Here is a 24,040-nt window from a genome sequence, read left to right as displayed (position 1 = left end):
ACGAGGGGTAATATCACTCACAAAACTGATAGATCACCATGACTGATATCCAGCAAGACGAAAACAAACTGATCGCCGAGCGCCGCACCAAGCTTTCCGCTCTACGCGAGAAGGGCAATGCTTTCCCCAACAGTTTTCGCCGCGAGAACCTCGCTGCCGACCTGCAAGCTGAGTTCGGCGATAAACAGAAAGAGGAGCTGGAAGAACTGGGTAAACGGGCGTGCGTAGCGGGGCGAATCCTGGCGAAACGCGGACCCTTTATGGTGATCCAGGATGTGTCTGACCGTATCCAGCTCTATGCCGATAAAGCGGCACAAAAAGATATTAAAGAGCGCTTCGGTGCCTGGGATATCGGCGATATCGTCGGCGTAAAAGGCACACTGCACAAATCCGGAAAGGGCGATCTCTACGTCAACTGTGAAGAGTACAGCCTGCTGACCAAAGCGCTGCGCCCGCTGCCGGAAAAGTTCCACGGCATCGCCGACCAGGAAATGCGTTATCGCCAGCGCTATGTGGACCTGATCGCCACGCCGGAAGCCCGCGAAGTGTTCCGCGTGCGCTCTAAAGTGATCGAGTACATTCGCGACTTCCTCAACGGCCAGCAGTTTATGGAAGTGGAAACGCCCATGTTGCAGGTTATTCCCGGTGGTGCCAGTGCGCGTCCGTTCGTTACCCACCACAATGCGCTGGATATCGATATGTACCTGCGTATTGCCCCGGAGCTGTACCTGAAGCGTCTGGTTGTGGGTGGTTTTGAGCGGGTTTACGAGATCAACCGCAACTTCCGCAACGAGGGTCTGTCCACGCGCCACAACCCCGAATTCACCATGCTTGAGTTTTACCAGGCGTACGCGGACTACAACGACCTGATGGATCTCACCGAGAAGATGCTGCGCGGTATCTGTGAAGATGTACTGGGCTCCACCACTGTGGAATACCAGGACAGCAGCTACGACTTCTCCAAGCCGTTCGCGCGGTTGTCTGTGTTCGACTCCATCCTGCACTACAACCCGGAACTGACTGCGGCTGATATCGACAATATCGAATCCGCCCGCGCGGTAGCCGAGAAGCTGGAAATCCCGCTGAAAGATAGCTGGGGCCTGGGTAAGGTACAGATCGAGATCTTCGAGAAGACTGTAGAGCACCGTCTCGACCAGCCGACCTTTATCACTGAGTACCCAACTGAAGTGTCTCCGTTGGCTCGTCGCAACGATGACAATCCGTTTGTCACCGACCGCTTTGAATTCTTCGTTGGCGGCCGCGAGATTGCCAATGGTTTCTCCGAGTTGAACGACGCGGAAGATCAGGCCGAACGCTTTAAAGCCCAGGTTGCGGAGAAAGATGCCGGTGACGACGAAGCCATGCATTACGACGCCGACTATATCCGCGCGCTGGAATACGGCCTGCCGCCCACCGCTGGTGAGGGCATCGGCATCGACCGTCTGGTAATGCTGTTTACCAACTCTCCATCGATTCGCGACGTACTGCTGTTCCCGCATATGCGCCCTGAAGCGAACGACTAAGCGAACAAAAACGTAAACCCTGCGCACTATCCCAAGTGCCTACAGCTGCCGCGCCATTTCCGGCGCGGTGCTTTCCCTTCGGTCAATTCCCCGCCTGGCTATCGCTATCTATTCTTAATGGATGCTTATTGAGATTGAACCTCGGTAAAACCATTAAATGGAGATGCTCTTGTCAGTAATAAGGGCGGTGGCAATTATTTCTGGATTAATAGCGCTTTTTTTTTCGTGTGCAATTTCAGCCCAATATGCGCCTCAGAGCCGCCCCCCTGCGACAACCGTAGATGACTGGCGCTTTGCGGCCACCCCCTACATTTTTCTGCCACTTCGCACCAAAGGAAAGGCCACAGTGGCGGATACCACTGTGGATGTAGATCTGAACTTAAGAAAAACCCTAGAGCTCCTGAATGCGGCTTTTTCTGTACGTTTGGAAGCTTGGAGAGGACGCTTTGGCCTGGTTTCGGACCTCTATTATGTACACCTCAATTTAAATGAGGGCACAACGATTGCGCCACCCCGAAATCCCCAGTTGGATATAGATGTTGATATCGATGTGAATGTGGATGTTCATCAGGCGTGGGTGGCTGCATTTGGCGCTTACCGGGTACTGCAAGGCCATTTTGGCGAAAGCGAGCGGCGCTATTTTTGGGATATAGGCGTGGGTGTACGTTGGAATCGCCTGAGGCAGGAAGTGAAAGCCCGCGTGGGTATTGATATCGGCAGAATGCCAGAAATCCAAAATCGTTTGGGCGGCCGCAAAAGTTGGTGGGAGCCGACTATTGGTACCCGTGTGGGCTTTGCTGTGAATGACTGCCTGACCCTGGGGGCGCGTACCGAAATCGGCGGTTTTGGAGCTGGTGGTGATGATTTGCAGTGGAATCTATTGGCAGGATTAGACTGGCGCGCCTGGAAAACCACCTCATTGCGCCTGGGCTACCAATATTACAGTATTAATTATTCCGATCGACTTTCTGATGGTCGCTTTGCCTATGATATTACCCAGCATGGACCCTATCTAGCGGTGACCTGGCGCTGGTAAATAGAATAGTTTTTTGTTTCTGCGCTGAGCTTGGTTTCCCTTTATAAATACCTCTTATTAGTGATTAATATCTGTTAAAAAATTTTCCGTGATCAATTTTTTAAAGTGGGCGCTGATAGGGGTGAAAATATAAAAAATGCTTCTATTTGGTTCTAATGTTCTATTTTTGTGGTTGATTGATTTGCTGGAAAGTTTAAGTCAGGAGCGAATTTCCATTTTAAATGGCAGTTATGATAATGACGGTTGAAATTATCATTTTATGAGTCTGCAAGGATATATGGAATTATAGTGCGTAAGGCTATTAGAGATAATGCAGGCGCGTTTTTATGTTGTGGCAGTTCTATCAATATCATCAGAGCTCCTTTAATTTGGAGGATATTGATAGTAGAGGTCGATACAATATAGATGAAGAGCATCTAAGTGATGTGATATCTGGCAATGTAGAATGTGATGCATTTGTTGTTCTGATTGAAGGTGGGATTGCTGGTTTTGTAACTATAGAGTAAGCCGAAATTGTTGGTATGGAAATGCCGGAATTGTCTGATATCTTTATTCTTCCAAAATATCGCAGTCAAGGGGTGGCAAGTAAAATAGCTAGGGGTTTTATGCTTAAAGAAATCGGTCAGTTGTATGCGGAAATCTATCAGGGGGATACTTTTGCTCTTCAGTTTTGGGAGGGTGTTTTATAAAAAATTAATGTAGCAGAAATCAGTAAAGTTGAGTCTCCTAGAAAATCTAGCATTTCATGATTATGTGGTAGCAAATATCTAGTAGATGGAGGTATTTTTAAATGTAAGTTTTGTTGTGCAGTAATATTTTGATAAAGTTGATTTTCTGTGTGTGATAAATGGAGTTGGGGGTTTGGTTTCTGCGGAGTGAATGATAGGATTGTTGAAATGTTGCTTATTGCGCTTGAGTTGATAGGGTCTGAGGCCGGTACCCTTGCTGTTAGATATTCGATAAAAGTTAGGCGTAACAGAAAAATAACGATGAATATAGAGGTCAATTCCTGGGTTTTTAAGAAGGTTAGACGTTACTGTTGATGAGTCGCAGTTGGATGGTTGAGGGAATCCGTATCTGCTATTGCATGTTGAGTTAGATTAAGTTTGAAAGCTTTGGCTTGGTGGGTGAGGTGATATAATTTAATCTTCGTAATTTTGCTTCCCTAAAGGTTCAGTGCATTATTGGAAAATTAAAATTTAACTATTGGAAATAAGATGAATTCAACGGTTCAATTAATTCAGCCGGTGGTGGCTTTGCTGGTTTGGTCAATGGTTATGTGGTTTTGGATGTATGTAACAAGATTGCCGGCGATTGCATCTATGAAAATGAAGTTGGATTCTGAAGTGCCATCCGGAGTCCAGATGTCACAGCTTCCGGCAAGGGTTAGATGGAAGGCGGATAATTATAATCATTTAATGGAGCAGCCTACTCTATTTTACGCAGTAGTTTTCTCATTGGCTTTTCTAGGCGCAGTCACGGAGTTTATCGTTTATACTGCTTGGGCATATGTGGGTTTAAGAGTGATTCATAGTCTTGTTCAGGCTTTAGTGAATAAAATAGAATTTCGCTTTGTTGTCTTCGTTTTATCCAATATTCCCTTAGTAATCATAATATGTAAAGCAGCGATTCAAGCCTTTAAATAGTGACTAAAAAAGCAAAACTATTCGTTATATTTTGGTGCTTGTTATTGGTTGAGGTGATATTACCTTGGCAAAGCTAATCTGATTTGCTGTGTGGCCACTGGCCTCGTTTTGCTGTCGAAGAAAGAGTGCTTTACCAACTCATCTGCTAAGGATCATCATGTCTCCCGAGATTGAATGTTTGTAAGTTGCAAATGGAGGAAAGCATCTTTTTGGCTACTAGTATTTGTTCTAGATTGACCTAGCCTAAGAGCAGGCCCTCTTGTTTGTGGGGTAGGTGGTTTTAATTCTTGGTAACTAGGGGGTAGCATCCCCATTTTTTTCTGTGTAAGTTTCCTGTTATTCGATTTTAGCCCATTTAATGGAAATAGTATTGTCGATTAATGGGCAAATAATACAAGGAGCTGCTCTTCTAGGGTGTAGATTTGGTAGTTATGCATGCTGAGAGGCCTCCAGTGGGGCTGTAGCGAAGTGAATTTATTTATCCCAGCTTATTCAGTGCAAAATACATAAAAGTCTGTAAGTGTTTCCAGTGTTGGAGGGCATTTAGACGTCCATGTAGAAACCCTGATTCAATTAAGTAAATGCAATCTGACTCGAAAATACACTAAGTTATTAATGGTAGGTTTTTAATTTATAATGATATCGGTGACTTTCTCCTTTAGGCTAAAAGATACTATTCGTTCTGAGATGTCCATATGTTATATGGATGCTATTTTCATTCAGCTCTAAGTAGGGTGTGATCGAATTTGTTTTTGGTTATGAGGCAGGGGGGAGTGGGTAATGGCGTGCAGAATGCACTCTGCTGGTGAGTTTAATAAGACCACTTGTGGGCGAATAGCAGTGATTATAAAAAATAATACCTTGTTGTTGGCCTGTTCCATTGAGTCTATAGGAGTGGTTACCTTTTCGGTTCTTGGTTACAAATCCAGTAAATAGAGTGCTGCTTGATTTGTGGCTGTCTTTAACTTTAAATCGTTAGATTTATTGTTCAATATAATGAGGCTTATAACTTCCTCTCTGGTAAAATCATGAATTAGATTTTACTGTTGCTGATTGTAATATTGGTTCTGGATTGGTTTTCTTGCTGTATTACGTTCACCAATTCATAACCCCTCTCAAAAGTCCAGAGTAAGGCAATGGCACAGCATATAGTGGCAATTGTGTAGCGTAGGTTAGATTCCCAGTTTTTCTGTCGAAGTCTGGCCAAATAAAGCAGAGGCCAGATTGCTAAAATTATTAAAATTTGACCAGCCTCTACGCCGAGATTAAAGGCTAACAAGCTCTGCCAAATATTAGGTGAATTGATGTTGAGTATTTCATGTAATACAAAGGAAAATCCTAGTCCATGTAGTAGGCCCAGCATCAAGGACGTCAAAAAAATTGTACGCTCGGTGGATATAGAGGTGATCGATTTTTGTCTCATTGAAAGCCAGGCAATATAAATTATGGAAATGGCGATTCCGGTTTCAATCAGTGGGACAAACCAGACAGTGTTAGGAATAAAACCAAAGAAACCTACGGATAGGGTAATACTGTGGCCGATAGTGAAGGCCGTGACACGCCAGAATAATAAGGGGAGAGCGAGGGCACCAAGACTAAGACAAAGTACAAAAAGCACATGATCTAGCCCCTGAATAATATGTACCATGCCCTCCTTTAGAAAGGTATTGATGGCATCTATACTGGAATAACGGATTTGAACAGGCTCTCGCATTAGCCCCCTAGAGCGGAAAATCTGGATTTTCCCAGGGTTATAACTGAGGATTAAATTTGCAGTATTTTCTTGATCGGGAAGCCCTGGATTCAGGGAGCTAAAGAGTTGATATTCTTCCAGCGGTTGCTGAGTGGGGTAATGGATGTGGATATCAACCAGTGTGTCACTGACATGGAGCGAGTTGTTAAGTGCTCTCTGTACAAAGTTATTAGAAAGGGCTCGTTTTGCCTCTGCAAGTGTGGCAAAGGCTGGCTCGTTGCCAATAGGATAAAGGCGTACTGACTTTACATGCCCTTTAAGCTCCTGATCAGTAGAGAGGATATGTGTCGCTGCTGCGGCAATATTGCCCAGCCCCTCAGGGTGGATTGTGAACTGTTCGACATCCACATAGTGAACCAATCGATCATTTTCCAGGCTGTTGCGAGTATATGGTACTTGATATGGAATTTTCCCCGAGTAGGGATCAATACCATGTTGCGCCTTATCCGCCAGTAAATAGGAAAGAGGCAGTCTCATATAGAGGCTGGCTCCATTGGCGCTGTGCTCAATATGTAGAATTCTTATATTTAGGTTTAGTGAAAAATGGGCTTCAGTGATTTGAGATATTACAGATAGGTGGAGAGCCAGAGCAAAAGAAAGGAGGTTAATTAAATTTGAGATATTTTTTTTCATAGCACTTGGTTATCAACTCTAGTGGCAACCTTATCGTATAGATAGTGGTGTAAAGGCGGATATCTTCCAATACTTGTCTGATTGGGTTATTTCTATACTTGCTCGAGTTTCTCGCGGTACTTGCTCCATATGTCCCCAGCTGTAATCTTCAATCATTGAATGCCACTTTCCAACAATTCTGAAAGTTTTATTTCCGTTCAGGACCATTTGATCTGCATGCTCAATTTCCAGGTCACGGATAGATCTAATAGAACCCTTATTGCCGCTGTTGGTTAGAGGTTGGTAAACTTGTGACAAGTTTTCGACGGTAAAATCAAATTTTTCGCTGCTTACTAGATTGGCAAGCTGATCGTTTAATTTTTCACTTTGAGGTTCTTCATAGGCAGCGGAAAGACGATCAAGTATTGTCTCGGTAATTTCTTTTATTTCTTGCTTGTTTATGGTGCCGGGCAGGGGGATGCGCAGTTCACTTGGAAGAGTGTAATAAATGGGTACGGCACAAATAATTACAATGCCGTAAAAGAGTATCGGATGTTTGTTTTTTGTCTCAACCTTTTTGCTTCGCAGGGTGAGAATGAAAAATACTGCAAAGCAGAAGGAGAAAAGCACCGCCATGGGTATGGCCGCTATGGTATTCTCAATAGGGATTGGATCACTATTGGGAGCACGGTAATCATATAAATAATTGCGCCATTGAATGTCGGGAAAGTCCGGCATAACATGCGTTGGGAAAGGACCTGCCGGATCTTGTATTAGTGTGGGAACTGATTTGATGGATTCTGTAAAGAGGTTCCAGTCGATAGTAACACTTTGTGGTAGCTCCTTAACATGATATTTTTCCCGGTAACCGATCAGTAATGAACCTATCTCGATTCGCTCATGCTCTCCTATTGCGGTAAAGCCTGTATCGTTTGCCTTGAGAAAAACTGTTTCTGTGCTGATAGGTTCAACCAGCGTTTGGTTGATACTAGTGGGATTTTTTTTCTGTAGGAATTTCTCTGTAGTTGCGCTTAATTCTTTTCTTCGCTTGGCTGTAAGGGGCTTCCAGGCATCAAAGGGTTGTTCGGTCCATTGTAATAAATCTCTTGGGCGCAATAAAATTTCGTGGCGAACCTGGCGAGGTTCCACATAGAGGAAAGATCTAAGGGGGTAGCGATTGTGCCGATTTATAGCTTGGTTTTCAAAGCGAGTATTCCAAGGATCTCCCCAATCAATTTTCAGCTTTTCTATTTGAGACAAATATTGAAAACTGCTTACGGATGTGTGGCCGTGTTGACTGGTAAATCCTATTGTGGCTAAGACAGCCCCATCGGAATCCAGTGGTGGACGTATTTCCAGATTGCTCAAGCCTTTTATTGGAAACTCGATATCTGCCAACAGTATGGTTTTGTCGGCTGGAAAATTCGGCCTTAGCAGGCCTGTCCTTGGATCTATTCTTCCCGCAAAAGGTGAGTTTCTCGGTTTTCTCTCGGCAATTCTGACAGAGGTTATAGTCGGCTCAATTTTACCCTCTGGGGAGTGCACCTCAATGGCGATCTCTTTTTGTGCAAGAGCAAGTCTAGCTATTTCATAAATACTCTTCGTAGGTGGTATTCCCGGCCAAAACGCGTTCGCATCAGCTGCAGAAATCTCTAGGCTGATATAAAGGTTGTTATTGAGTATCTCTATTTCTGCAATATTTGGTGCAGTCTCCGCACCGGTGAGATTGATATAATCGGCGCAGATAGTGGAGGACAGTGAAGCCGATATAAATAGCCAAATTGTAATTAAGATCTTTCTCATTAGGTTTTCTAATTTTTTGGTTGCGAGGGATCACCGTCGTTACAGGAGTAACTAGTATTTGGCACTGGAATTTTTTGTGAGCTGGGTGCTTTTATACGGGTATTGAGGTTTTTATTTGACATATTTTTTTAAGCTTAATATTGATTGGCAAGTCCTGTTAAATTGGCGTGGATGACTTTGTTTTTATCTTGTTTGTTTTTGCTTTTAATGGTTTTTATAAGTACATAATCACCATAAGCTTTAATTTTTCATAGGGATTATTGCTCCTTTACTGCAGCTTAGTAGAAGGAGTTGTTAAAGCGTAGGTATAGAAGTATTGTGGCGTTAAAATCACGCCTGAAGGGTAAGTAGGGCAGTAAATTAGGTTAGTTAATTAGAATCAGGTGGTTGGGTAACTCATCTTTCACAACACTACAGGGGGCTGCATCTTTTAATAAGTCTCCACATTGTGAAATACAGAGTAACAGTGCTTCCCCAGCCTTACCGCGCTTAATTTCCCGTACAAATTGCTCGATAATAACCTGCCAGTTGTCGTTGGATACATGCTGAGCCAAGCCGCGATCTGCCAGAATTTCTACATAGTGCTCCGCTTCACAAATAAAAATCAACAGACCCAGTCGATCTTTGGTGCTATGTAGTTCTTGTTCAAGAAATTGACGGCGGGCTAGGTTTGAGGCGCGCCAGTATTTGATCTTTTTGGGTACAAGGCGCATGGTTATCGGCCGCCAGCGAAACAGTACTGCCAGCGCGATAAAGAGAACCCACTGTAGCAGAAAGGCTTGCTGAAAGCTGAGCCACCAGGGTAGGAATTGGAATAGTGGCGATAACAGCAGGGTCAAGAAGGCAGCCCAAAGGGTGGAGATATACAAATAGTTATCGGCTTCCCGCGCGACAATAGCTACCAACTCCGCGTCGGTTTGGGTCTCCACTTCTTTGATGGCCTCCGCCACCTGGCGTTGATAGCTATTACTAAGCATTACCATCCTCCCGAAGCACCTCCTCCGCCAAATCCGCCACCTCCTCCACTAAATCCACCGCCTGTGCCAGTCCCGGATAAGCCTCCTCTAGGGTGCCCCGCACCAAAGCCTCCGCTACCATAGTAGCCGCCAAAGCGACCGCGTTTATAATTACGCCCATGAATTGGTGAGCTGAGGACCGAGCTACCAAATAGATGCAGCATTACCAGTAAGAGAAATAGCCCAACTACAAAGGCCAGGCGTCGGCCCTCCTTGGTCTCGATCGGTTCGGCCACATATTCGTTCTTGGTGGCGGCAATAATTGAGTTCACGCCGGCATTAATTCCACCGGCATAACTCCCTTTCTGGAATTCCGGCAGAACCTTGGTTTGAATAATATTGGCAGATAGCGCATCGGTGAGAGCGCCTTCGAGGCCGTAGCCAACCTCAATTCGGAGCTTGCGCTCTTTGGGAGCTATCAAGAAGAGAATCCCATTGTTTTTCTTCTTGTGGCCCAGCTTCCACTCTCTTGCCAATTGATTGGCATATTCCTCTATGGTGATACCCTGGAGCTCTGGGAGGGTGGCCACCACCAGTTGGTTACTGCTCTCAGATTCGTATTGCTGAATCAATTCTGTAAGTTTGTATCTCTCTTCGGCGGTTAGTAGCTCAGCTTTATCCACCACCCTCCCGGATAGAGGGGGGAGCTGTACCTCGGCCCATAGAGCCAAAGCCAGTAATGCTGCAATGAGCGTCAACAAGGTCAGAAAGGAGCGTGTCATAAGGGTTTCCCGGCGGCCTACTGGAAATTGACTTCCGGAGCCTTCTCGGCCTCTTCGCTAGTGGCCTGGAAGGTCTCCCTCAAAGACATATCTCGATATAGGAGTGCGTGCCAAATACGACCGGGAAAAGTGCGAATCTCACGGTTGTAGCGCTGCACTGCCTGGATATAATCCCGGCGCGAGACACTGATGCGGTTTTCGGTGCCTTCTAACTGGGATTGCAAGCTGAGAAAGTTTTGATTGGCTTTGAGGTTGGGGTAGCGCTCGACCACAAGCAGCAGCCGTGACAAGGCGCTGGAGAGTTGTGCCTGTGCGGCTTCGAACTGTTGTAATTTGGCCGGATCGTTGAGCAGGTTGCTGTCCAGCTGAAGTGAGTTCACCTTGGCGCGCGCCTCGGTTACGGCCTGAAGGGTTTCCCGTTCATGCCCGGCATAGGCTTGAACGGTTTTCACCAAGTTAGGCACTAGGTCTGCGCGACGCTGGTACTGGTTTTCCACCTGAGCCCAGGCGGCTTTTACCTGTTCGTCATAGGAGGGGATATTGTTTACGCCGCAGCCACTGATGAGACTTGCCATCAGACACAGCATGGTGCAGCGCCAAATTGGCAGGCTGTTGCCGGTAGCAGAGGTCATGCGGAATATCCTTATTCTTCCGTAAACCAACCAAGAATAGTCCGCCTCAGTTGTAGTGCTGAAGGTGGCGTAGAGATGGAGCCGAAATGGCACTAAAAGCAACAATTTTCAAAGCCAAGGTGCAAATAGCCGATATGGACCGTGACTACTATGCGGAACATCAGCTGACCTTGGCGCGCCACCCTTCAGAAACAGATGAGCGTATGATGGTGCGCTTATTGGCGTTTGCACACAATGCATCCGATTTATTGGAGTTTACCCGAGGCCTCTCATCTGATGAGGAGGCGGATTTATGGCAAAAGAGCCTCAGTGGAGAAATCGACCTATGGGTAGAAGTGGGTCTTCCAGCCGAGGAGCGCTTGCGCAAGGCCTGTAACCGTGCCGGGCGGGTTTTGGTATACAGTTACGGGCGTCGTGCCGCACCGATCTGGTGGCAAAAGCTGGAGAATCAGCTCGAACGTTTTGACAACCTTAGAGTTTTCCATCTTGCTGCGGACACGACTGAGCAATTGGCGCAGATGGTTGAGCGCAATATGGATTTCAGTATCACCATTCAAGACGGCCATATTTGGTTGGCCGATAACGATCACAATACGGAGATTACTCCGCAAATCTGGAAATAGGAGCCGAGAATTTAATGCCTTCTTTTGACATTGTATCTGAAGTCGACAAGCACCAGCTGACTAACGCAGTGGATCAGGTAAACCGCACTGTTACCAATCGCTTTGACTTTAAAGGCGTGGATGCGGAAGTGGAGATGAGCGATTTCTCTCTGGTGGTCCGTGCCGAGGTGGATATGCAAGTAGACCAAATGGTGGATATGCTGCGTGGTGCCCTGATTAAGTGTGATATCGATCCGCTGGCTATGGATGTAGGTGAAAAAGAGCAGTCTGGTAAGCTGGTTAAAGTGGGAGTGACCCTAAAGAATGGCCTGGACAAAGAATTGTCAAAAAAAATCGTTAAGCTGATCAAAGATGAAAAGCTCAAGGTGCAAGCGGCTATTCAGGGTGAACAGGTGCGGGTTACCGGGAAAAAGCGCGATGATCTGCAACAGGTAATTGCCTTACTTCGTGGTAAGGAACTGGAACAGCCACTGCAATTTAATAACTTCCGCGATTAAATGGTTACACAGTGATCAAAAATTATCTCTCTGGCATTGCTATCGTGCTGTTCTCCCCCTTGCTGGCGGCAGTGGAGATTTCCCCCGCCAAGCTGCAAGCCAGCTATTGGGTGGATAATAGCGAAGGTCTGGATATTTCTGGCCTAAGCTTTTGTGCTGGCAAGTTGCTGGCAGTTTCCGATAAGAATTCTAGAGAGGTTTACTCATTAGAGCTCAGCGAAGGTTCCGCCGATCTGGTGTCCTTTTTGCGTTTGAGTGGTCTAGGAGTGCCGGAACGTGACGAGCCTGTTAATGTCTGGGAGAGCTTTAAAGCGTTTTTCCGCCCCGCAGAAGATCTGGACTTTGAGGGCGTTAGTTGTGGTGAGAATCAGATCTTTCTGGTTAGTGAGCATTACAATCGCATTGCCGTGGTGGACCCAGAGGGGAATGCGCGCTGGCAAGAGCATATCTGGTCGGGTGAAGCCAAATCTCAAGGTTTCTTACAAAAGAGCAACGCTTCCAGTGAGGGCCTGGTAAAAGCTGGCGATACTTTCTGGGTGGCGATGGAGCGTGAGCCAAGGGGCCTGTTGAAGCTGGATTCAGATGGAGAAGCTAGCGCATTCACTTTGCCACAGGTAGAGGGTTTAAATTTTGCTGATCGCTCTGAGGATTTAGCCGGCCTGGACTTCTTTAACGGCGCCCTTTATACCTTGGAGCGCAATGCGCACGCAGTTTGTCGCAGAGTATTGCCCAGTCTACGGGCGGAGTGGTGTCTGGATTATCGCTCGCTTGAAGAGTCTCCAGAGCGTGTTTATGAGGAAACCCGCTATGGAAAAGGTGAGGGATTGGCTGTGGGCGAGAAGGGCATTTTTGTGGTGCTGGACAATAACAATGTTGGCCGTGCGCAAGAGCCTGAAGATAAGCGCGCGTTACTGCTACACCTTGCAATGCCGGAAATGGCAAATTAATTGCAGCTCTGTTGGCACTATGCCGATAAATTTCGGCGTCACGTTTATTGCGCTCGGCGTCGAACTCTTTTCATTTCCACTCCTTTTATTTGCCGACTTTTGGCTTGAGTTTAGTCTGCCTCCTAAATCGGGTATCGTATTATCCTCCTTGTAGCGCAAAAATTGTCGATGGGTATTATGGTGGCTATGCTATTTCCTAGTGATTAGCGATCTAGAGTATGTTGGCAGCGGCTTTATGGAGAGAGACTTTTCCATTTCTCTGAAAGGTAAACGGTGAATTAGAAGATCTAAGAATGCGCCAAATCACTAATTATTCTTTTAGTTCATTCATTTCTCGATGGATTGGAAAAAACGTGATCAAGCGAATTTTATTTTTCTTTATCAGTTTGTTGGTGCCTTCAGCGATGGCTGCTGACATTATTCCCGCTAAAAAAGTACAGCATTATTGGGTAAATGCCAGCGCAGGGTTGAGCCTCTCTGGTTTAACTTTTTGTGATGGCAGACTTCTTACTATTTCAGATAAAAAGTCAGAGAAAGTTTATCAGATCGTTTTAAAGGGTGTTCATGCCAAGCTGGAGCCCTTTGTCACACTCTCTGGTTTGAATGTTCCAAAGAAAGATCGGCCGACAAACGTATGGTACTTTTTATTGGATCTTACCCGACCGGCAGCGGCAATGGATTTTGAAGCAATCAGCTGTGTAGATAATAATTTATATTTATTGAGTGAGCGCTACAACCGCATTGCCGAAGTTGATATGCAGGGGCAGGGCCGTTGGCTGGAAAATATGTGGTCGACCACAGCTAAGGCTCAGGGCTATATGCAGGGGTACAATCTATCAGGCGTAGGCTTACAGAAAGTTGGCGATGATTTTTGGATGGTGCTAGAGCGTGATCCCCGTGCTTTAGTTAAGCTTGGCCCTAAGGGGGGAGTGCAAATTTTTACACCGCCGGCTGTAGAGGGGCTAAATTTTCGCGGACAATCAGAGAACCTGGCGGGTTTGTCCTATTATGATGGCGCGCTGTTTACTCTGGAGCCCAATGCGTCTGCGGTATGTCGGAGAGAATTACCTAGCTTGAAGGCGCAATGGTGCCTGGATTATTGGGAGCAAGAGAACTCTTCTGAATTGGGCTATGAAGTATCCCGCACTGGGGGCAAAGGCGATGGGTTGGCAGTGGGCGATACGGGCATTTTTATAGTATTTGACAACGACAATATCAGTCGTATACATGACCCTCAAGATCGCAGGGCGCTTCTGTTACATCTAGCTTATCCCGAAGGGGCGCAATAGGTGGTCGTCGAGAGGTTACCAACCTTATTGGAGGAGATACGCGCTTGTCGTCTATGTGAGGATCACCTGCCACTGGGAGCCAATCCGGTGCTGCGAGCGGCAGAATCTGCTCGTTTGTTGATCATTGGTCAGGCGCCGGGAACTAAGGTTCATGCCACCAGTATCCCATGGAATGACCCCTCTGGTGATCGTCTGCGCGAGTGGCTGTCGATCGATAGGGATATCTTTTACGATGAATCCCAGATTGCCATTATTCCCATGGGCTTCTGTTATCCGGGGCGAGGTAAGGGAGGAGATTTGCCACCGCGCCCGGAGTGTGCTGTCACCTGGCATAAGCGCTTGCTGCAACAGCTACCTCACTTGCAACTCACGCTGTTGGTGGGACAATACGCCCAGCGACACTACCTGCCGCATTGGTATGGCAATATTACAGAGAATGTGCGCCATTACCGCGATGCCCTGCCCGCAGGGTATTTCCCTTTGCCCCACCCGAGCCCGCGCAACACACTTTGGCTGCGGCAAAGACCTTGGTTTGAAGAGGCTGTGGTGCCCGAGTTGCAAAAGTACGTAAAAAAGATTCTGAAGGTTTGATAATGCCGGTTCCGGAAAAAGTTAAGATTCACCCCTCCTGGTACGATGTGCTGAGCGAGGAGTTCAAGAAGCCTTATATGGCGGAATTACGTCAGTTTCTGCGGGGAGAAAAAGAGGCTGGTAAGCGCATCTATCCACCCGGTGGGCAGATCTTTAACGCTTTCAACTCCACCCCATTTGATCAGGTGAAAGTGGTGATTTTGGGGCAGGACCCCTATCACGGGATAGGCCAGGCGCACGGTTTATGCTTTTCTGTGATGCCCGGCGTACGAGTCCCGCCATCGTTACAAAATATTTACAAAGAATTGCACTCTGATATGGGAATACTTCCAGCGCACCACGGCTGCCTACAACCCTGGGCAGAACAAGGAGTGCTGCTACTCAATGCCACCCTCACTGTAGAGGATAGTAAAGCTGGTGCCCATCAGGGGCGCGGTTGGGAGCAGTTTACCGATGCCGCTATCCATAAGCTGGCCGAGCAGCGTGAAGGTCTAGTGTTTATACTCTGGGGTAGTTACGCACAGAAGAAAGGCGGTTTTATTGATCGCAAAAAGCACCTGGTACTACGCGCCCCTCACCCATCCCCCCTTTCAGCGCATCGTGGTTTTTTTGGCACTAAGCCGTTCTCTCAAGCTAACCACTGGTTGCAGCAGCGAGGTGAAAAGCCCATTGAATGGGCCCTGCCAGAAGAAAATCAGTTAAAAAGAGTTGCTGTAGAAGTCTAATAGCTGCCCCCCTTCGATAAAAATCATTTCTAAAAATAAATACCCAGCTTGCGATCGTTAAGGGTAGGCTGGGCATATTAGGTCAATTAAGTTGAACAGTATTTGTCAGTGTTTAAGGTAAAACCTTTGCGTTGGTGTATTTAAGTGCCTGAAGGGCTCTCTCGCACAGATGGGGGTTATCTGCTTTTTTATAAACTGTCTATAATGATTTTGGCTGAAATATTGCAGTTTTTTATCAGGGCTTATGAGAAGTTTAATCTCATATGTATGGCTAGTGCTGCGTGAAAGCTTTATGAATCTGACGACTTAATTGGGGGGAGCCAGTGCCGCTAATGCTGACCGACTTAGCCGATTCTATTTTGGATTTTCTCTCGGCGCCATTTATGGAAGCCTTTCTCACTACAATTTTTATTGGTTCGGGGGCGGCTTTAAAGAAAACAATTGATACGAGTGCTTTTAGAAGTTTGTGGACTAATTTTTTTAGTGATTCTGACTCTGAAATTCATGTGGTGCTTCCTCTAATAAAGCAAAAAACACTTTTTTCTGATTTTGCCAGTAGGCAAAGCCAGATTCCGGATAATGTGTTGTTTTTGCCTTATGATGAGGCTGTTGGGATGCAGCTTCTAAAAGAGGCTATTGAAAAAGCCTTTCCAAGAAAAAAAGTAATTTGTCATGATTCCAGAAACTTTGTCGGTGATCAAGAAAGTTTTATTTGCATTGGAGGTCCAGCTGTAAATGCTGTGAGTCGTGATTTGTTGCTTACCAGGAAGTTAGATGCAAAATTCAAGATGGATTTTTTGGGTCGATCTGCTTTTGATGAGGTTGATGAGAGTGTTTATAGGTCGAATACATTAAAAGGATCAATCACCGAAGATTACGGATTTATCTTTTTTGCAGAAAATCCTTACCATAAAAATAGCTGTATATGCTTAGTTTTTGGTATATGGTCTCATGGGACTTATTCGGCTGTGCAGGCTTTGTGCCAGAAGGGGAAACCTTTAAAAGAGTTAGTCAGACACCTTAAAAACAATAAATCTTTATTTGCTGTCACAAAATCTACGGTTAGGGGGTTGGTGACAGGCTTTCCAACTGTGGAGAAGGTGAGAAGAATAGAGTCTTCCTGTCAAATCTAAGAGCTTGGTATTTAGTTGATTTCGATGCTTGTTGTTAGAAGAGTAGGCTTTCTGGGTGTTTTCCTGAGAGGCTCTAAATGCAAAGAACTTTGCCTATTGGGATTGTGATTTTGGGCGGAGCCCTTTAAGGGCTTTTGTTATTGTAATGTTACTTGAGATAAGGTTAAAAATTCAGCCCCAAATACTCTTAAGGAATACTCTGGTGGCGATAAAGGTGAGGGGCGATTGGTGGTTGACCGTATAGGATTCCCTTCATGCTGCTAGATACTCCAATTAAATAAATTTTTTTCCTCTTTAAGAAAGTCTAACAATGCAGCGAGTTTCTTGGGTTTATTTAGTCCCTGGCGGTAAACGGCATGAATGTCCATTGGTGGAACATGCCAGTCTGGAAGAATATTAACGAGTGAGCCTTTTCCTAACTCTTCCATAATATTGTTGATTGGTAATTGCGCAATTCCCAGCCCATTGACTGCCGCATTTTTCAGGGCTGAAATATTAGCACAAAAGAAATTCCCATTAACGGGCAAAGTCATTGTCGATTGTTTAGAGGTTAGCGCCCACTCGGTATCTCCAGGGTTAAATTGAAATCTCAGGCAGTTATGGCTTATTAGGTCGCTGGGCTGCTGTGGTTTTCCCTGTGTGGTGAGATATTCAGGGCTGGCTACGAGAATTCGCGTTGAACTGCCAAGCTTTCTGGAAATCAGGCGCTCATCATGTATGTCGCCAACACGAAACGCGAGGTCAATGCCTTGGGAGAAGAGGTCTTCAAAGTCGTAAGTGAGGTTTAGAGAGACGGTAATTTTTGGCCAGCGCTTCAAAAAAGTGGGTAAAACTCTCTTGGAGAGAAATTCACCCAGGGCTGGCGGGGCTGAGATTCGCAATAAGCCTTGGACCTGCTGATCCATTACCAGCACATCATTTTGCATGGTTTTAAAGTCTTCTATCAAATGCAGAGCCCGGTCATAGGCAATAGCCCCCACTTCTGTCAGTGCAACACGCCGGGTGGTACGATCCAATAGTTTGGCTTTTAGGTGGGATTCCAGTCTTGAAACCTCCTTACTAACCGTTGATTTAGGAAGTTCCAGCTGATCTGCAGCCAGCGATAGGTTTAATGTCCTACAGACATGGACAAAAACAGATAAAGTTCTAAGGCTGATTGTTTCCAATTCGCGAATATTCATTTTCTTTTTATACAATTGTTTCCATTTTCTCGAATAATAGAATGCTCCTGTGTTTGAAGCAACCTAACTCACAGGAGATTTACCATGTCTAACGATCGAATTGCATTGATCACCGGTTCAAATCGAGGAATTGGTCTTGAGGCTGCCAAGCAGCTTTCTAACCAGGGAGTCAAAGTAATCCTGTCTGGTCGAGATAAAGCGAAATTGGAGGCCGTTCAAGCTACTTGGAATGGTGAGGTGGCACCAATTGATATTATTGAGCTGGATATTACCAAAGCTGAAGATAGGGCACGAGCTGCTCAAAAGATTGCGGAGCAATATGGTCGGCTGGATATTCTGGTGAATAATGCCGGTGTTATCGTTGAGGGGGAGTGGGGCCAGAACAATAGTGAAACAGTTTCGCAGGAGGATCTGAACACCACCTTTAGTATTAACGTATTCGCTCAAATTGGTCTAACGCAAGATCTTCTGCCATTGCTAAAGAAGAGTAAAGCTGGCCGTATCGTGAACGTGAGTAGTATTCTGGGTTCTTTAGCTGTGAACGCTGACCAGAACTCTGGTTGGAGTGCAGTGAAGCCCTTCGCTTACAATGCGTCAAAGGCTGCGCTTAATATGTTTACAGTTTCTTTGAGCCAAAGTCTTGCAGATACCGGTATCAAGGTAAACAGCGCACACCCAGGTTGGGTTAAAACCGATTTGGGTACCAGCGCGGCACCAATGGATGTGACCGAAGGGGCGAGAACTGTTGTGGAGCTTGCCTTGATTGATAGTGACGGTCCTAACGGTCAATTTATTCACCTTGGTGAAGAACAGCCTTGGTAAATAGTTGAAGTTACAGCTGGGTAGTTTTCAGAGCCCCCATATCTATTATTTGAAAAATAGGTATGGGGTCTTTGGTTTTTGAATGACTGTTGATTTTACTGTGCAGCAGATTTTTTTAGGTCTTGGATTTAATAGAAAATAATTTTTTATGAATTATTCAGAGGCTTCCCTGTGTGGTTAACGGCGCCTTCTTAGGCGCTCGCTATGAAGCTGGCTGGATTCTTTCTTCTCAACCGACTTCCATAAAGGCCGCATTAAGAGCCTGGCAAAGGCGAAGCCGACAAAAAACAAATTACATATGTAAGCAAGGAAATATGGCCCAAACCCTCTTTTGAAAACTATCCCAGTTGCGTTTAGGGTGCTTATGATAACAATGGAGGAAGCTATAGCAAAGAGACCGTAATAGGTGAATTTCATTACGGGAGAAACAAATTTAAAATGTCTTTTTTTCCATAGGTAGACAATAAAACCCATGGTAGCAATTCCCATGATGCTGCTGCTGATAGACCAGACATATCGTGCCTCGACATGAAAATTTAACAGGGCAAGAGAGAATGCAGAAAGTAGGGCGCTACACAAGCTGATATAGACAATCATGGCGAGGGAGACGACATGCCCTCTGGAGATACTTTCCATCTTTCTTGACTGAAATGTCGCAACCATAGCGGCAAAGCCCGCCAGAATAATGGATACTTCGATAATATGTAGCAGTTGTTCAATTTGTCCCGGCAGTGTATCCATCTTCCGCTGGCGCCCTGGGCAGAGATGTTATGTTGTGAGAGGTTTATCGGTGTGTAAAGGATAGTTTATGTTTTTTAGTGACTTGCTGTCTTTTTGGGGTTTCAGTTTTCTTTTGAAAATGTCGAAATTTTTAGTGCAAAATCTTTATTGAGGCGTGGGCGTTTTATTCTTTGATGGCACTTTTTATTTTGGTTGAGTTTTTACATGTTTCGACGGTTTATATGTTGTGGTGTGAGATTTAGGCCCTTCATTGCGTATTAATTTGTTGTTTTCGTGCGCGCTGCAGTTCGTTTTCTCTTACCACTTCCCATAGGGGGCGCATAAGTAGCCGTGAGAAGGCAAAGCCTACAACAAATAGGTTAAAAACGAAGGATAGGAAGTAAGGCCCATATTCTCTGTTAAAGCCGATTCCAAAGGCGTTCAAAAAATTGATAAAAGCCATGGTCCCAGCGCCCCCAAAGAGTGCAAAATAGATAATTTTTGCCGCTCTGGATACCGTTTTTAGACGCTTTTTTATCCATAAATAACTTATGGAGAAGGTTGTGGCCAAGAACATGGCAAAGCTACTTGTGGACCATAGGGTTTGATCACTAATCCCAAAATTTGCAAGTGTTAGGGTGAATGCGGCGAGGAGTGCGTTGACCAAGCCGATATAAATTATCATCGCAAGGGAAACAATTCTTCCTTTAGTGATCTTCCTGTTTTTCTTGGGTTGGAGGGTGCCTACGATGGCGGCAAAGCCAGCTAATACGATGCAGGATTCTAGCGCAACAATAATTTGATTCATCTCTTTCAATGGAGTCACCCCTTTCCCTGTATTTACATGGGATATAGCAGGGTAAGACTAGTGGAAAGAAGGTAAAGTGTTTTAGTGGGGTTAGTAGTAATTACCTTGTTTTAAGTGAAAAGCTTTTGGTCGTATTAGGTAGGTGCTGGTTGATTAATGGTCTGAATGTGAAAGTGGCGACGGGGAATGTCACTTTGTGAGTATTTTGCCTAATGTCTGAGCGGATTATCAGGTCTATGGAGGCAATGGTTATAAACATTGACTAAAGGTCGTGTGGAAAGGTGTTTTCCGCCTGAGACCGGTATGAACTGTATACCGGTCTATCTGCCAAAAGTGAATCAGCCGGTTAATTAGCCTTATGCTAAGGGGTCGGCATCAGCATCGTAGGGTAAATCCTGAATCTCCAGGGCACGGCCATCTTTCAACTTTAAGGTTTCGCCGGCGGCAATTTTGGCGATTGTCAGTACGGCGAGCAATTCTATGCCTTCTTCGCTGTGGCAGGCTTCAACCAGATTGCCGATGCTTTGTTGTCCGTCGGCAAAAATTTCCAGTCCACTGGCTGGAAGATCACCACCCTCACATTTTGCACGGTATAGGCGACGCTTGGCGGCGCCACGGAACTGCATGCGGGCGACAACTTCCTGGCCGGTATAACATCCCTTTTTAAAGCTCACACCGCCAAGTAGGTGCAGGTTAGTCATCTGTGGGATAAACATCTCAGAAGTGGTGGCATCAACCTGGGGGATGCCGGCTTCGATCTGCCCCTTTTGCCACTGGTCGTAACCTGTGGCTTCACTATGGGGAGAGAGTTTTTGCCAGAGTTGTTGTGTTTTATCGCTGGGGCTAAGCAGAGCCAATTGGAACTCATTGACCGATTGGGCGATACAGCGCTCGCCACTGAAATCGAAAGTCACTACCTGGCCTGGAGAAGGGGCCTCGAAGCCCAGTAGTTGTGCCGCCTGCTCCGCAACACCCTCTCCCTGTAGGCCTAGCCAATGGGAGTCATCGCTGATGTCGCTAAGTTCCGCCTTGAAAAATACGGCGTACTTCGCCAGCGCCTGCTGGGCGATTGGGGCGAGATTGCGGGGTAGGCGGAGTATAAATTCGCTCTGGGAGAGCTTTAGGGCACTAAAGGCACTGATCATGCGTCCCTTGGGGTTGCAGTGAGCACCCAGTGTGCTGTGCCCGTCGGGTAGATTTACAAGGTCGCAAGTGAGCTGGCCTTGCAGAAACTTCTGACTATCGGGGCCTACTACTGAAACGGCGCCCACGGGGCCGAGGTCGATAAGATGTAAGCCCTGGCGGTCATCATTGCTGGTAAGGGGGAAGTGGGCCCTGCCGCCTTCCCAAATGGCGCCTTCGCTACTGAGAAAATCCTGCCACTGTTGCTGGTCCATAGTGTTGCCACCTCCGGTTGTCTTGGTGGCATTAATTGGGGATTACAGCGCCCCTTTTCAAGTTTGCTCAGCTAGCAGGTATACTGCGCACTTTAATCTGGTTGGAAATGAAGTATGGATCGCAACCGCCTGTTTTGGGCCAGCCGCCGCGGCATGTTGGAGTTAGATCTGGTGCTGCTGCCGTTTCTGGACAATATCTACGAGACCCTGGAGCCCGAAGATCAACAGCGTTATGTGCGACTGATGGACGAGCAGGACCAGGATCTATTTGCCTGGTTCATGCGCCGTGAAGATCCGGCCGACCCGGAGCTATTGCGCATAGTACAGATCATCCGTGACAACACCGGTTTACAGCAGTAGACCGCCGTCTCAAATTTTTGAGCGCAGCGCACGCTTGAGCTGCGTGGTTGCGCGATCGCCTCTCCTTCTTCTCTTTTTATTGCTTGCCACAGGGCAGACGGTATTGCTGCTGTGGTTGAGTGACCTCCCTTCCTGGCTTTTCTGGTCGGCACTGCTGCTTATGTGCCTCTATGCCTTTGTTGAAAAACGTCGCCTGGAGCGGATGAGCGGGATCTTATCAACCCGAGACCGCCGCTGGTTTTGGCGTACTGAAAGTGGAGTGGAACGAGAATTTGAGTTTTGTGGTGAGCTGGTAGTGTGGCAGTGGTTGCTGGTAATCCGTGGGCGTGATCAGATGGGAGCCTCTTTTTGCTTGGTTTTGGCGCGGGACGCGCTCAATCGGGACGACTGGCGCAGATTGCAGGTGGCTTTGCGCTATTCACGCTAGGGTGGGCTCTGCCCACCCACACCCCTGTGTTCAGATAAATTGCCTCTGATTGGCGTAGTTTTCCGGTACCAGCACCGTATCCATGGCCAGCTCTCTGAGATCTGGATAATCGAGAGAATAGTGCAGGCCCCGACTCTCTCGGCGGTCCAGAGCCGAGCGGATGATCAAATCGGAAACCAAGGCCAGATTGCGTAGTTCCACTAGATCATTCGTGATGCGGTAATTGGCATAAAACTCGCGAATTTCCCGCTGCAGGAGTTTTACTCTGTGCTGAGCGCGCAGCAGGCGCTTGCGGGTGCGCACGATTCCTACGTAGTCCCACATAAAGCGCCGCAGCTCATCCCAGTTGTGGGATATCACAACGTCTTCATCAGAGTCCGTAACTCGCGAGGCGTCCCACTCCGGCGCCTTGCGCGGCGCTTGCACCGAGTCAAGATGTTCGTCGATATGCAGGGCGGCAGAACGGGCGTATACCAGGCATTCCAATAGGGAGTTACTAGCTAGGCGATTGGCGCCATGAAGGCCGGTAAAAGTAGTTTCCCCGATGGCATAGAGTTGGTCCAGGTCGGTGCAACCGTGTTTATCTACCATAATTCCACCGCAGGTATAGTGGGCGGCAGGCACCACCGGGATGGGCTCTTTGGTGATATCTATGCCGTATTTCAGGCAGTTGCTATACACGGTGGGGAAGTGCTCACGTACAAAGGTGGAATCTTTGTGGGAGATATCCAAATAGAGGCAGTCGGCACCAAGGCGTTTCATTTCATGGTCAATGGCACGGGCGACGATGTCCCTGGGGGCTAGTTCACCGCGCTTATCAAAGCGTTCCATAAAGCGGCTGCCATCGGGCAGTTTCAACTGTGCTCCCTCGCCGCGCAGGGCTTCTGTAACCAGCAGGGCTTTAGCCTTGGGGTGGTAGAGGCAGGTGGGGTGGAATTGGTTGAATTCCATATTGGCCACCCGGCAGCCGGCGCGCCAAGCCATGGCAATGCCGTCGCCGCTGGCACCATCTGGATTACTGGTATACAGATAGGCCTTGCTGGCACCACCGGTGGCGAGGATCACCGCCTTGGCCTGCAATAGCTCGACTTCTTCAGTATTTTTATTCAGCACATAGGCGCCAGCACAGCGAAAACGCCCTTTCTCGGGGTCTGGTTGGCGTATTAAATCAATGGCGACGTGATGTTCAAAGCAGTCAATATTGGGGCTGTTGAGTACTTTCACCAGCAAGGTGCTATGTACGGCTTTGCCCGTGGCGTCGGCGCTGTGAATGATACGGCGATGGCTGTGCCCACCTTCTTTTGTCAGGTGGTAGTCCTCGCCCTCGCGGGTGAAACTCACGCCCTGGTCAATCAGCCAGCGAATGGCTGCGGTGCTCTCTTCTACCGTGAAGCGGACAGACGATGGGTGGCAGAGTCCGGCACCCGCGTCTAATGTGTCTGCAATATGTGACTCCACCGAATCCATATCGTCTAACACTGCCGCGATGCCCCCCTGGGCGAACCAGGTGGAACCGTCCTGCAGACGCTGCTTGGAAAGCAAGGCTACGCGATATTTGGCGGAGAGATGCAGGGCCAGGGTGAGGCCAGCGGCGCCGCTGCCGATGACGAGAACGTCGTAGTTTACCGGGGCATTCATAGATTTCATTTATCTTTAAGGGTCGCGTAGTATAGCGCCTCCTGATTATTCGTCGATTTGACGTGGAACTTATGTCCTATTGTCAGTGTCTTCAACACAGTAAAAGAAACGCCTGCGCCGGCAGCCCCTCAGTAAATCG

25 protein-coding genes are annotated in these 24,040 nt (G+C 47.0%); 15 read left to right on the top strand and 10 right to left on the bottom strand.

The annotated features are described in order from the left end of the window. The first annotated feature begins 38 nt into the window (after positions 1-38). The 5 genes from lysS to ACJJIB_RS15935 all read left to right on the top strand — a co-directional run bounded on the left by lysS (position 39) and on the right by ACJJIB_RS15935 (position 4,205). Positions 39-1,523, top strand: coding sequence for a lysine--tRNA ligase (gene lysS / locus ACJJIB_RS15955; RefSeq protein ID WP_444886817.1), 1,485 nt, complete (start codon positions 39-41; stop codon positions 1,521-1,523). A 169-nt stretch (positions 1,524-1,692) separates the two neighbouring features. Then, positions 1,693-2,559, top strand: a complete 867-nt coding sequence (locus ACJJIB_RS15950) for a hypothetical protein (protein ID WP_444884199.1) — start codon at positions 1,693-1,695, stop codon at positions 2,557-2,559. A 326-nt stretch (positions 2,560-2,885) separates the two neighbouring features. Further along, positions 2,886-3,065: a hypothetical protein gene (locus ACJJIB_RS15945; RefSeq protein ID WP_444886816.1), complete on the top strand. Its 180-nt coding sequence runs from the start codon at positions 2,886-2,888 to the stop codon at positions 3,063-3,065. Positions 3,066-3,095: 30 nt separating this feature from the next. Next, positions 3,096-3,248 (top strand): GNAT family N-acetyltransferase, encoded by a 153-nt coding sequence (locus ACJJIB_RS15940; RefSeq protein ID WP_444886815.1) that lies wholly within the window; start codon positions 3,096-3,098, stop codon positions 3,246-3,248. Between the two features lie 528 nt (positions 3,249-3,776). Continuing rightward, positions 3,777-4,205: an MAPEG family protein gene (locus tag ACJJIB_RS15935; RefSeq protein ID WP_444886814.1), complete on the top strand. Its 429-nt coding sequence runs from the start codon at positions 3,777-3,779 to the stop codon at positions 4,203-4,205. A 1,033-nt stretch (positions 4,206-5,238) separates the two neighbouring features. On the opposite strand, the gene ACJJIB_RS15930 is transcribed toward ACJJIB_RS15935, so the two are convergent. The 5 genes from ACJJIB_RS15930 to ACJJIB_RS15910 all read right to left on the bottom strand — a co-directional run bounded on the left by ACJJIB_RS15930 (position 5,239) and on the right by ACJJIB_RS15910 (position 10,743). Beyond that, positions 5,239-6,591, bottom strand: coding sequence for a HupE/UreJ family protein (locus ACJJIB_RS15930; RefSeq protein WP_444884201.1), 1,353 nt, complete (start codon positions 6,589-6,591; stop codon positions 5,239-5,241). A 30-nt stretch (positions 6,592-6,621) separates the two neighbouring features. Continuing rightward, positions 6,622-8,373 (bottom strand): hypothetical protein, encoded by a 1,752-nt coding sequence (locus ACJJIB_RS15925; RefSeq protein WP_444886813.1) that lies wholly within the window; start codon positions 8,371-8,373, stop codon positions 6,622-6,624. 365 nt (positions 8,374-8,738) lie between these two features. Further along, positions 8,739-9,350 (bottom strand): TPM domain-containing protein, encoded by a 612-nt coding sequence (locus tag ACJJIB_RS15920; protein WP_444884203.1) that lies wholly within the window; start codon positions 9,348-9,350, stop codon positions 8,739-8,741. Then, positions 9,350-10,111 (bottom strand): TPM domain-containing protein, encoded by a 762-nt coding sequence (locus ACJJIB_RS15915; RefSeq protein ID WP_444886812.1) that lies wholly within the window; start codon positions 10,109-10,111, stop codon positions 9,350-9,352. The genes ACJJIB_RS15920 and ACJJIB_RS15915 overlap by 1 nt, the downstream gene beginning before the upstream one ends. Positions 10,112-10,128: 17 nt before the next feature. Continuing rightward, a complete protein-coding gene (locus ACJJIB_RS15910) occupies positions 10,129-10,743 on the bottom strand; it encodes a LemA family protein (RefSeq protein WP_444886811.1) in 615 nt (204 codons plus the stop codon). A gap of 86 nt (positions 10,744-10,829) precedes the next feature. Here ACJJIB_RS15910 and ACJJIB_RS15905 point away from each other — a divergent pair, with 86 nt between their 5' ends. From ACJJIB_RS15905 to ACJJIB_RS15875, 7 genes are all read left to right on the top strand, one after another. Beyond that, on the top strand, positions 10,830-11,366 hold the full coding sequence (locus ACJJIB_RS15905) for a YaeQ family protein (RefSeq protein WP_444886810.1): 537 nt from the start codon (positions 10,830-10,832) through the stop codon (positions 11,364-11,366). Between the two features lie 14 nt (positions 11,367-11,380). Further along, positions 11,381-11,863, top strand: a complete 483-nt coding sequence (locus ACJJIB_RS15900) for a YajQ family cyclic di-GMP-binding protein (RefSeq protein WP_252082598.1) — start codon at positions 11,381-11,383, stop codon at positions 11,861-11,863. An 11-nt stretch (positions 11,864-11,874) separates the two neighbouring features. Next, positions 11,875-12,810, top strand: coding sequence for an esterase-like activity of phytase family protein (locus ACJJIB_RS15895; protein WP_444884207.1), 936 nt, complete (start codon positions 11,875-11,877; stop codon positions 12,808-12,810). Between the two features lie 353 nt (positions 12,811-13,163). Next, positions 13,164-14,099, top strand: a complete 936-nt coding sequence (locus tag ACJJIB_RS15890) for a YjiK family protein (RefSeq protein ID WP_444884208.1) — start codon at positions 13,164-13,166, stop codon at positions 14,097-14,099. After that, complete coding sequence (locus ACJJIB_RS15885; RefSeq protein ID WP_444884209.1) at positions 14,100-14,690, top strand: uracil-DNA glycosylase family protein; 591 nt, start codon at positions 14,100-14,102, stop codon at positions 14,688-14,690. Positions 14,691-14,692: 2 nt separating this feature from the next. Continuing rightward, positions 14,693-15,415, top strand: coding sequence for a uracil-DNA glycosylase (gene ung / locus ACJJIB_RS15880; RefSeq protein WP_444884210.1), 723 nt, complete (start codon positions 14,693-14,695; stop codon positions 15,413-15,415). Positions 15,416-15,747: 332 nt separating this feature from the next. Then, positions 15,748-16,548, top strand: a complete 801-nt coding sequence (locus tag ACJJIB_RS15875; protein WP_444884211.1) for a hypothetical protein — start codon at positions 15,748-15,750, stop codon at positions 16,546-16,548. A 260-nt stretch (positions 16,549-16,808) separates the two neighbouring features. Here the strand turns inward: ACJJIB_RS15875 and ACJJIB_RS15870 are convergent, their stop codons facing one another. After that, entirely contained in the window at positions 16,809-17,744 is a 936-nt protein-coding gene (locus tag ACJJIB_RS15870) for a LysR family transcriptional regulator (RefSeq protein WP_444886809.1), read from the bottom strand. Positions 17,745-17,813: 69 nt separating this feature from the next. On the opposite strand from ACJJIB_RS15870, the gene ACJJIB_RS15865 reads away from it, so the two are divergent. Further along, a complete protein-coding gene (locus tag ACJJIB_RS15865; RefSeq protein ID WP_444886808.1) occupies positions 17,814-18,551 on the top strand; it encodes an SDR family oxidoreductase in 738 nt (245 codons plus the stop codon). A 177-nt stretch (positions 18,552-18,728) separates the two neighbouring features. Here the strand turns inward: ACJJIB_RS15865 and ACJJIB_RS15860 are convergent, their stop codons facing one another. The 3 genes from ACJJIB_RS15860 to ygfZ all read right to left on the bottom strand — a co-directional run bounded on the left by ACJJIB_RS15860 (position 18,729) and on the right by ygfZ (position 21,476). Beyond that, positions 18,729-19,292: a hypothetical protein gene (locus tag ACJJIB_RS15860; protein ID WP_444886807.1), complete on the bottom strand. Its 564-nt coding sequence runs from the start codon at positions 19,290-19,292 to the stop codon at positions 18,729-18,731. A 247-nt stretch (positions 19,293-19,539) separates the two neighbouring features. Further along, a complete protein-coding gene (locus ACJJIB_RS15855) occupies positions 19,540-20,088 on the bottom strand; it encodes a hypothetical protein (RefSeq protein ID WP_444886806.1) in 549 nt (182 codons plus the stop codon). A gap of 347 nt (positions 20,089-20,435) precedes the next feature. After that, positions 20,436-21,476: a CAF17-like 4Fe-4S cluster assembly/insertion protein YgfZ gene (gene ygfZ / locus ACJJIB_RS15850; protein ID WP_444886805.1), complete on the bottom strand. Its 1,041-nt coding sequence runs from the start codon at positions 21,474-21,476 to the stop codon at positions 20,436-20,438. A gap of 114 nt (positions 21,477-21,590) precedes the next feature. Between ygfZ and ACJJIB_RS15845 the strand changes: the two genes are divergently transcribed. Both ACJJIB_RS15845 and ACJJIB_RS15840 read left to right on the top strand, forming a co-directional pair. After that, positions 21,591-21,836 (top strand): FAD assembly factor SdhE, encoded by a 246-nt coding sequence (locus ACJJIB_RS15845; RefSeq protein ID WP_252082577.1) that lies wholly within the window; start codon positions 21,591-21,593, stop codon positions 21,834-21,836. Next, positions 21,811-22,263 (top strand): protein YgfX, encoded by a 453-nt coding sequence (locus ACJJIB_RS15840; protein ID WP_444886804.1) that lies wholly within the window; start codon positions 21,811-21,813, stop codon positions 22,261-22,263. Before ACJJIB_RS15845 ends, ACJJIB_RS15840 begins: the two co-directional genes overlap by 26 nt. Before the next feature lie 30 nt (positions 22,264-22,293). Here the strand turns inward: ACJJIB_RS15840 and nadB are convergent, their stop codons facing one another. Beyond that, on the bottom strand, positions 22,294-23,910 hold the full coding sequence (gene nadB, locus ACJJIB_RS15835) for an L-aspartate oxidase (protein ID WP_444886803.1): 1,617 nt from the start codon (positions 23,908-23,910) through the stop codon (positions 22,294-22,296). Positions 23,911-24,040: the final 130 nt, after the last annotated feature.

The organism is Microbulbifer mixtoriginis (SeqCode), assembly GCF_052467705.1.
This window is presented reverse-complemented; position numbering and strand designations above follow the sequence as displayed.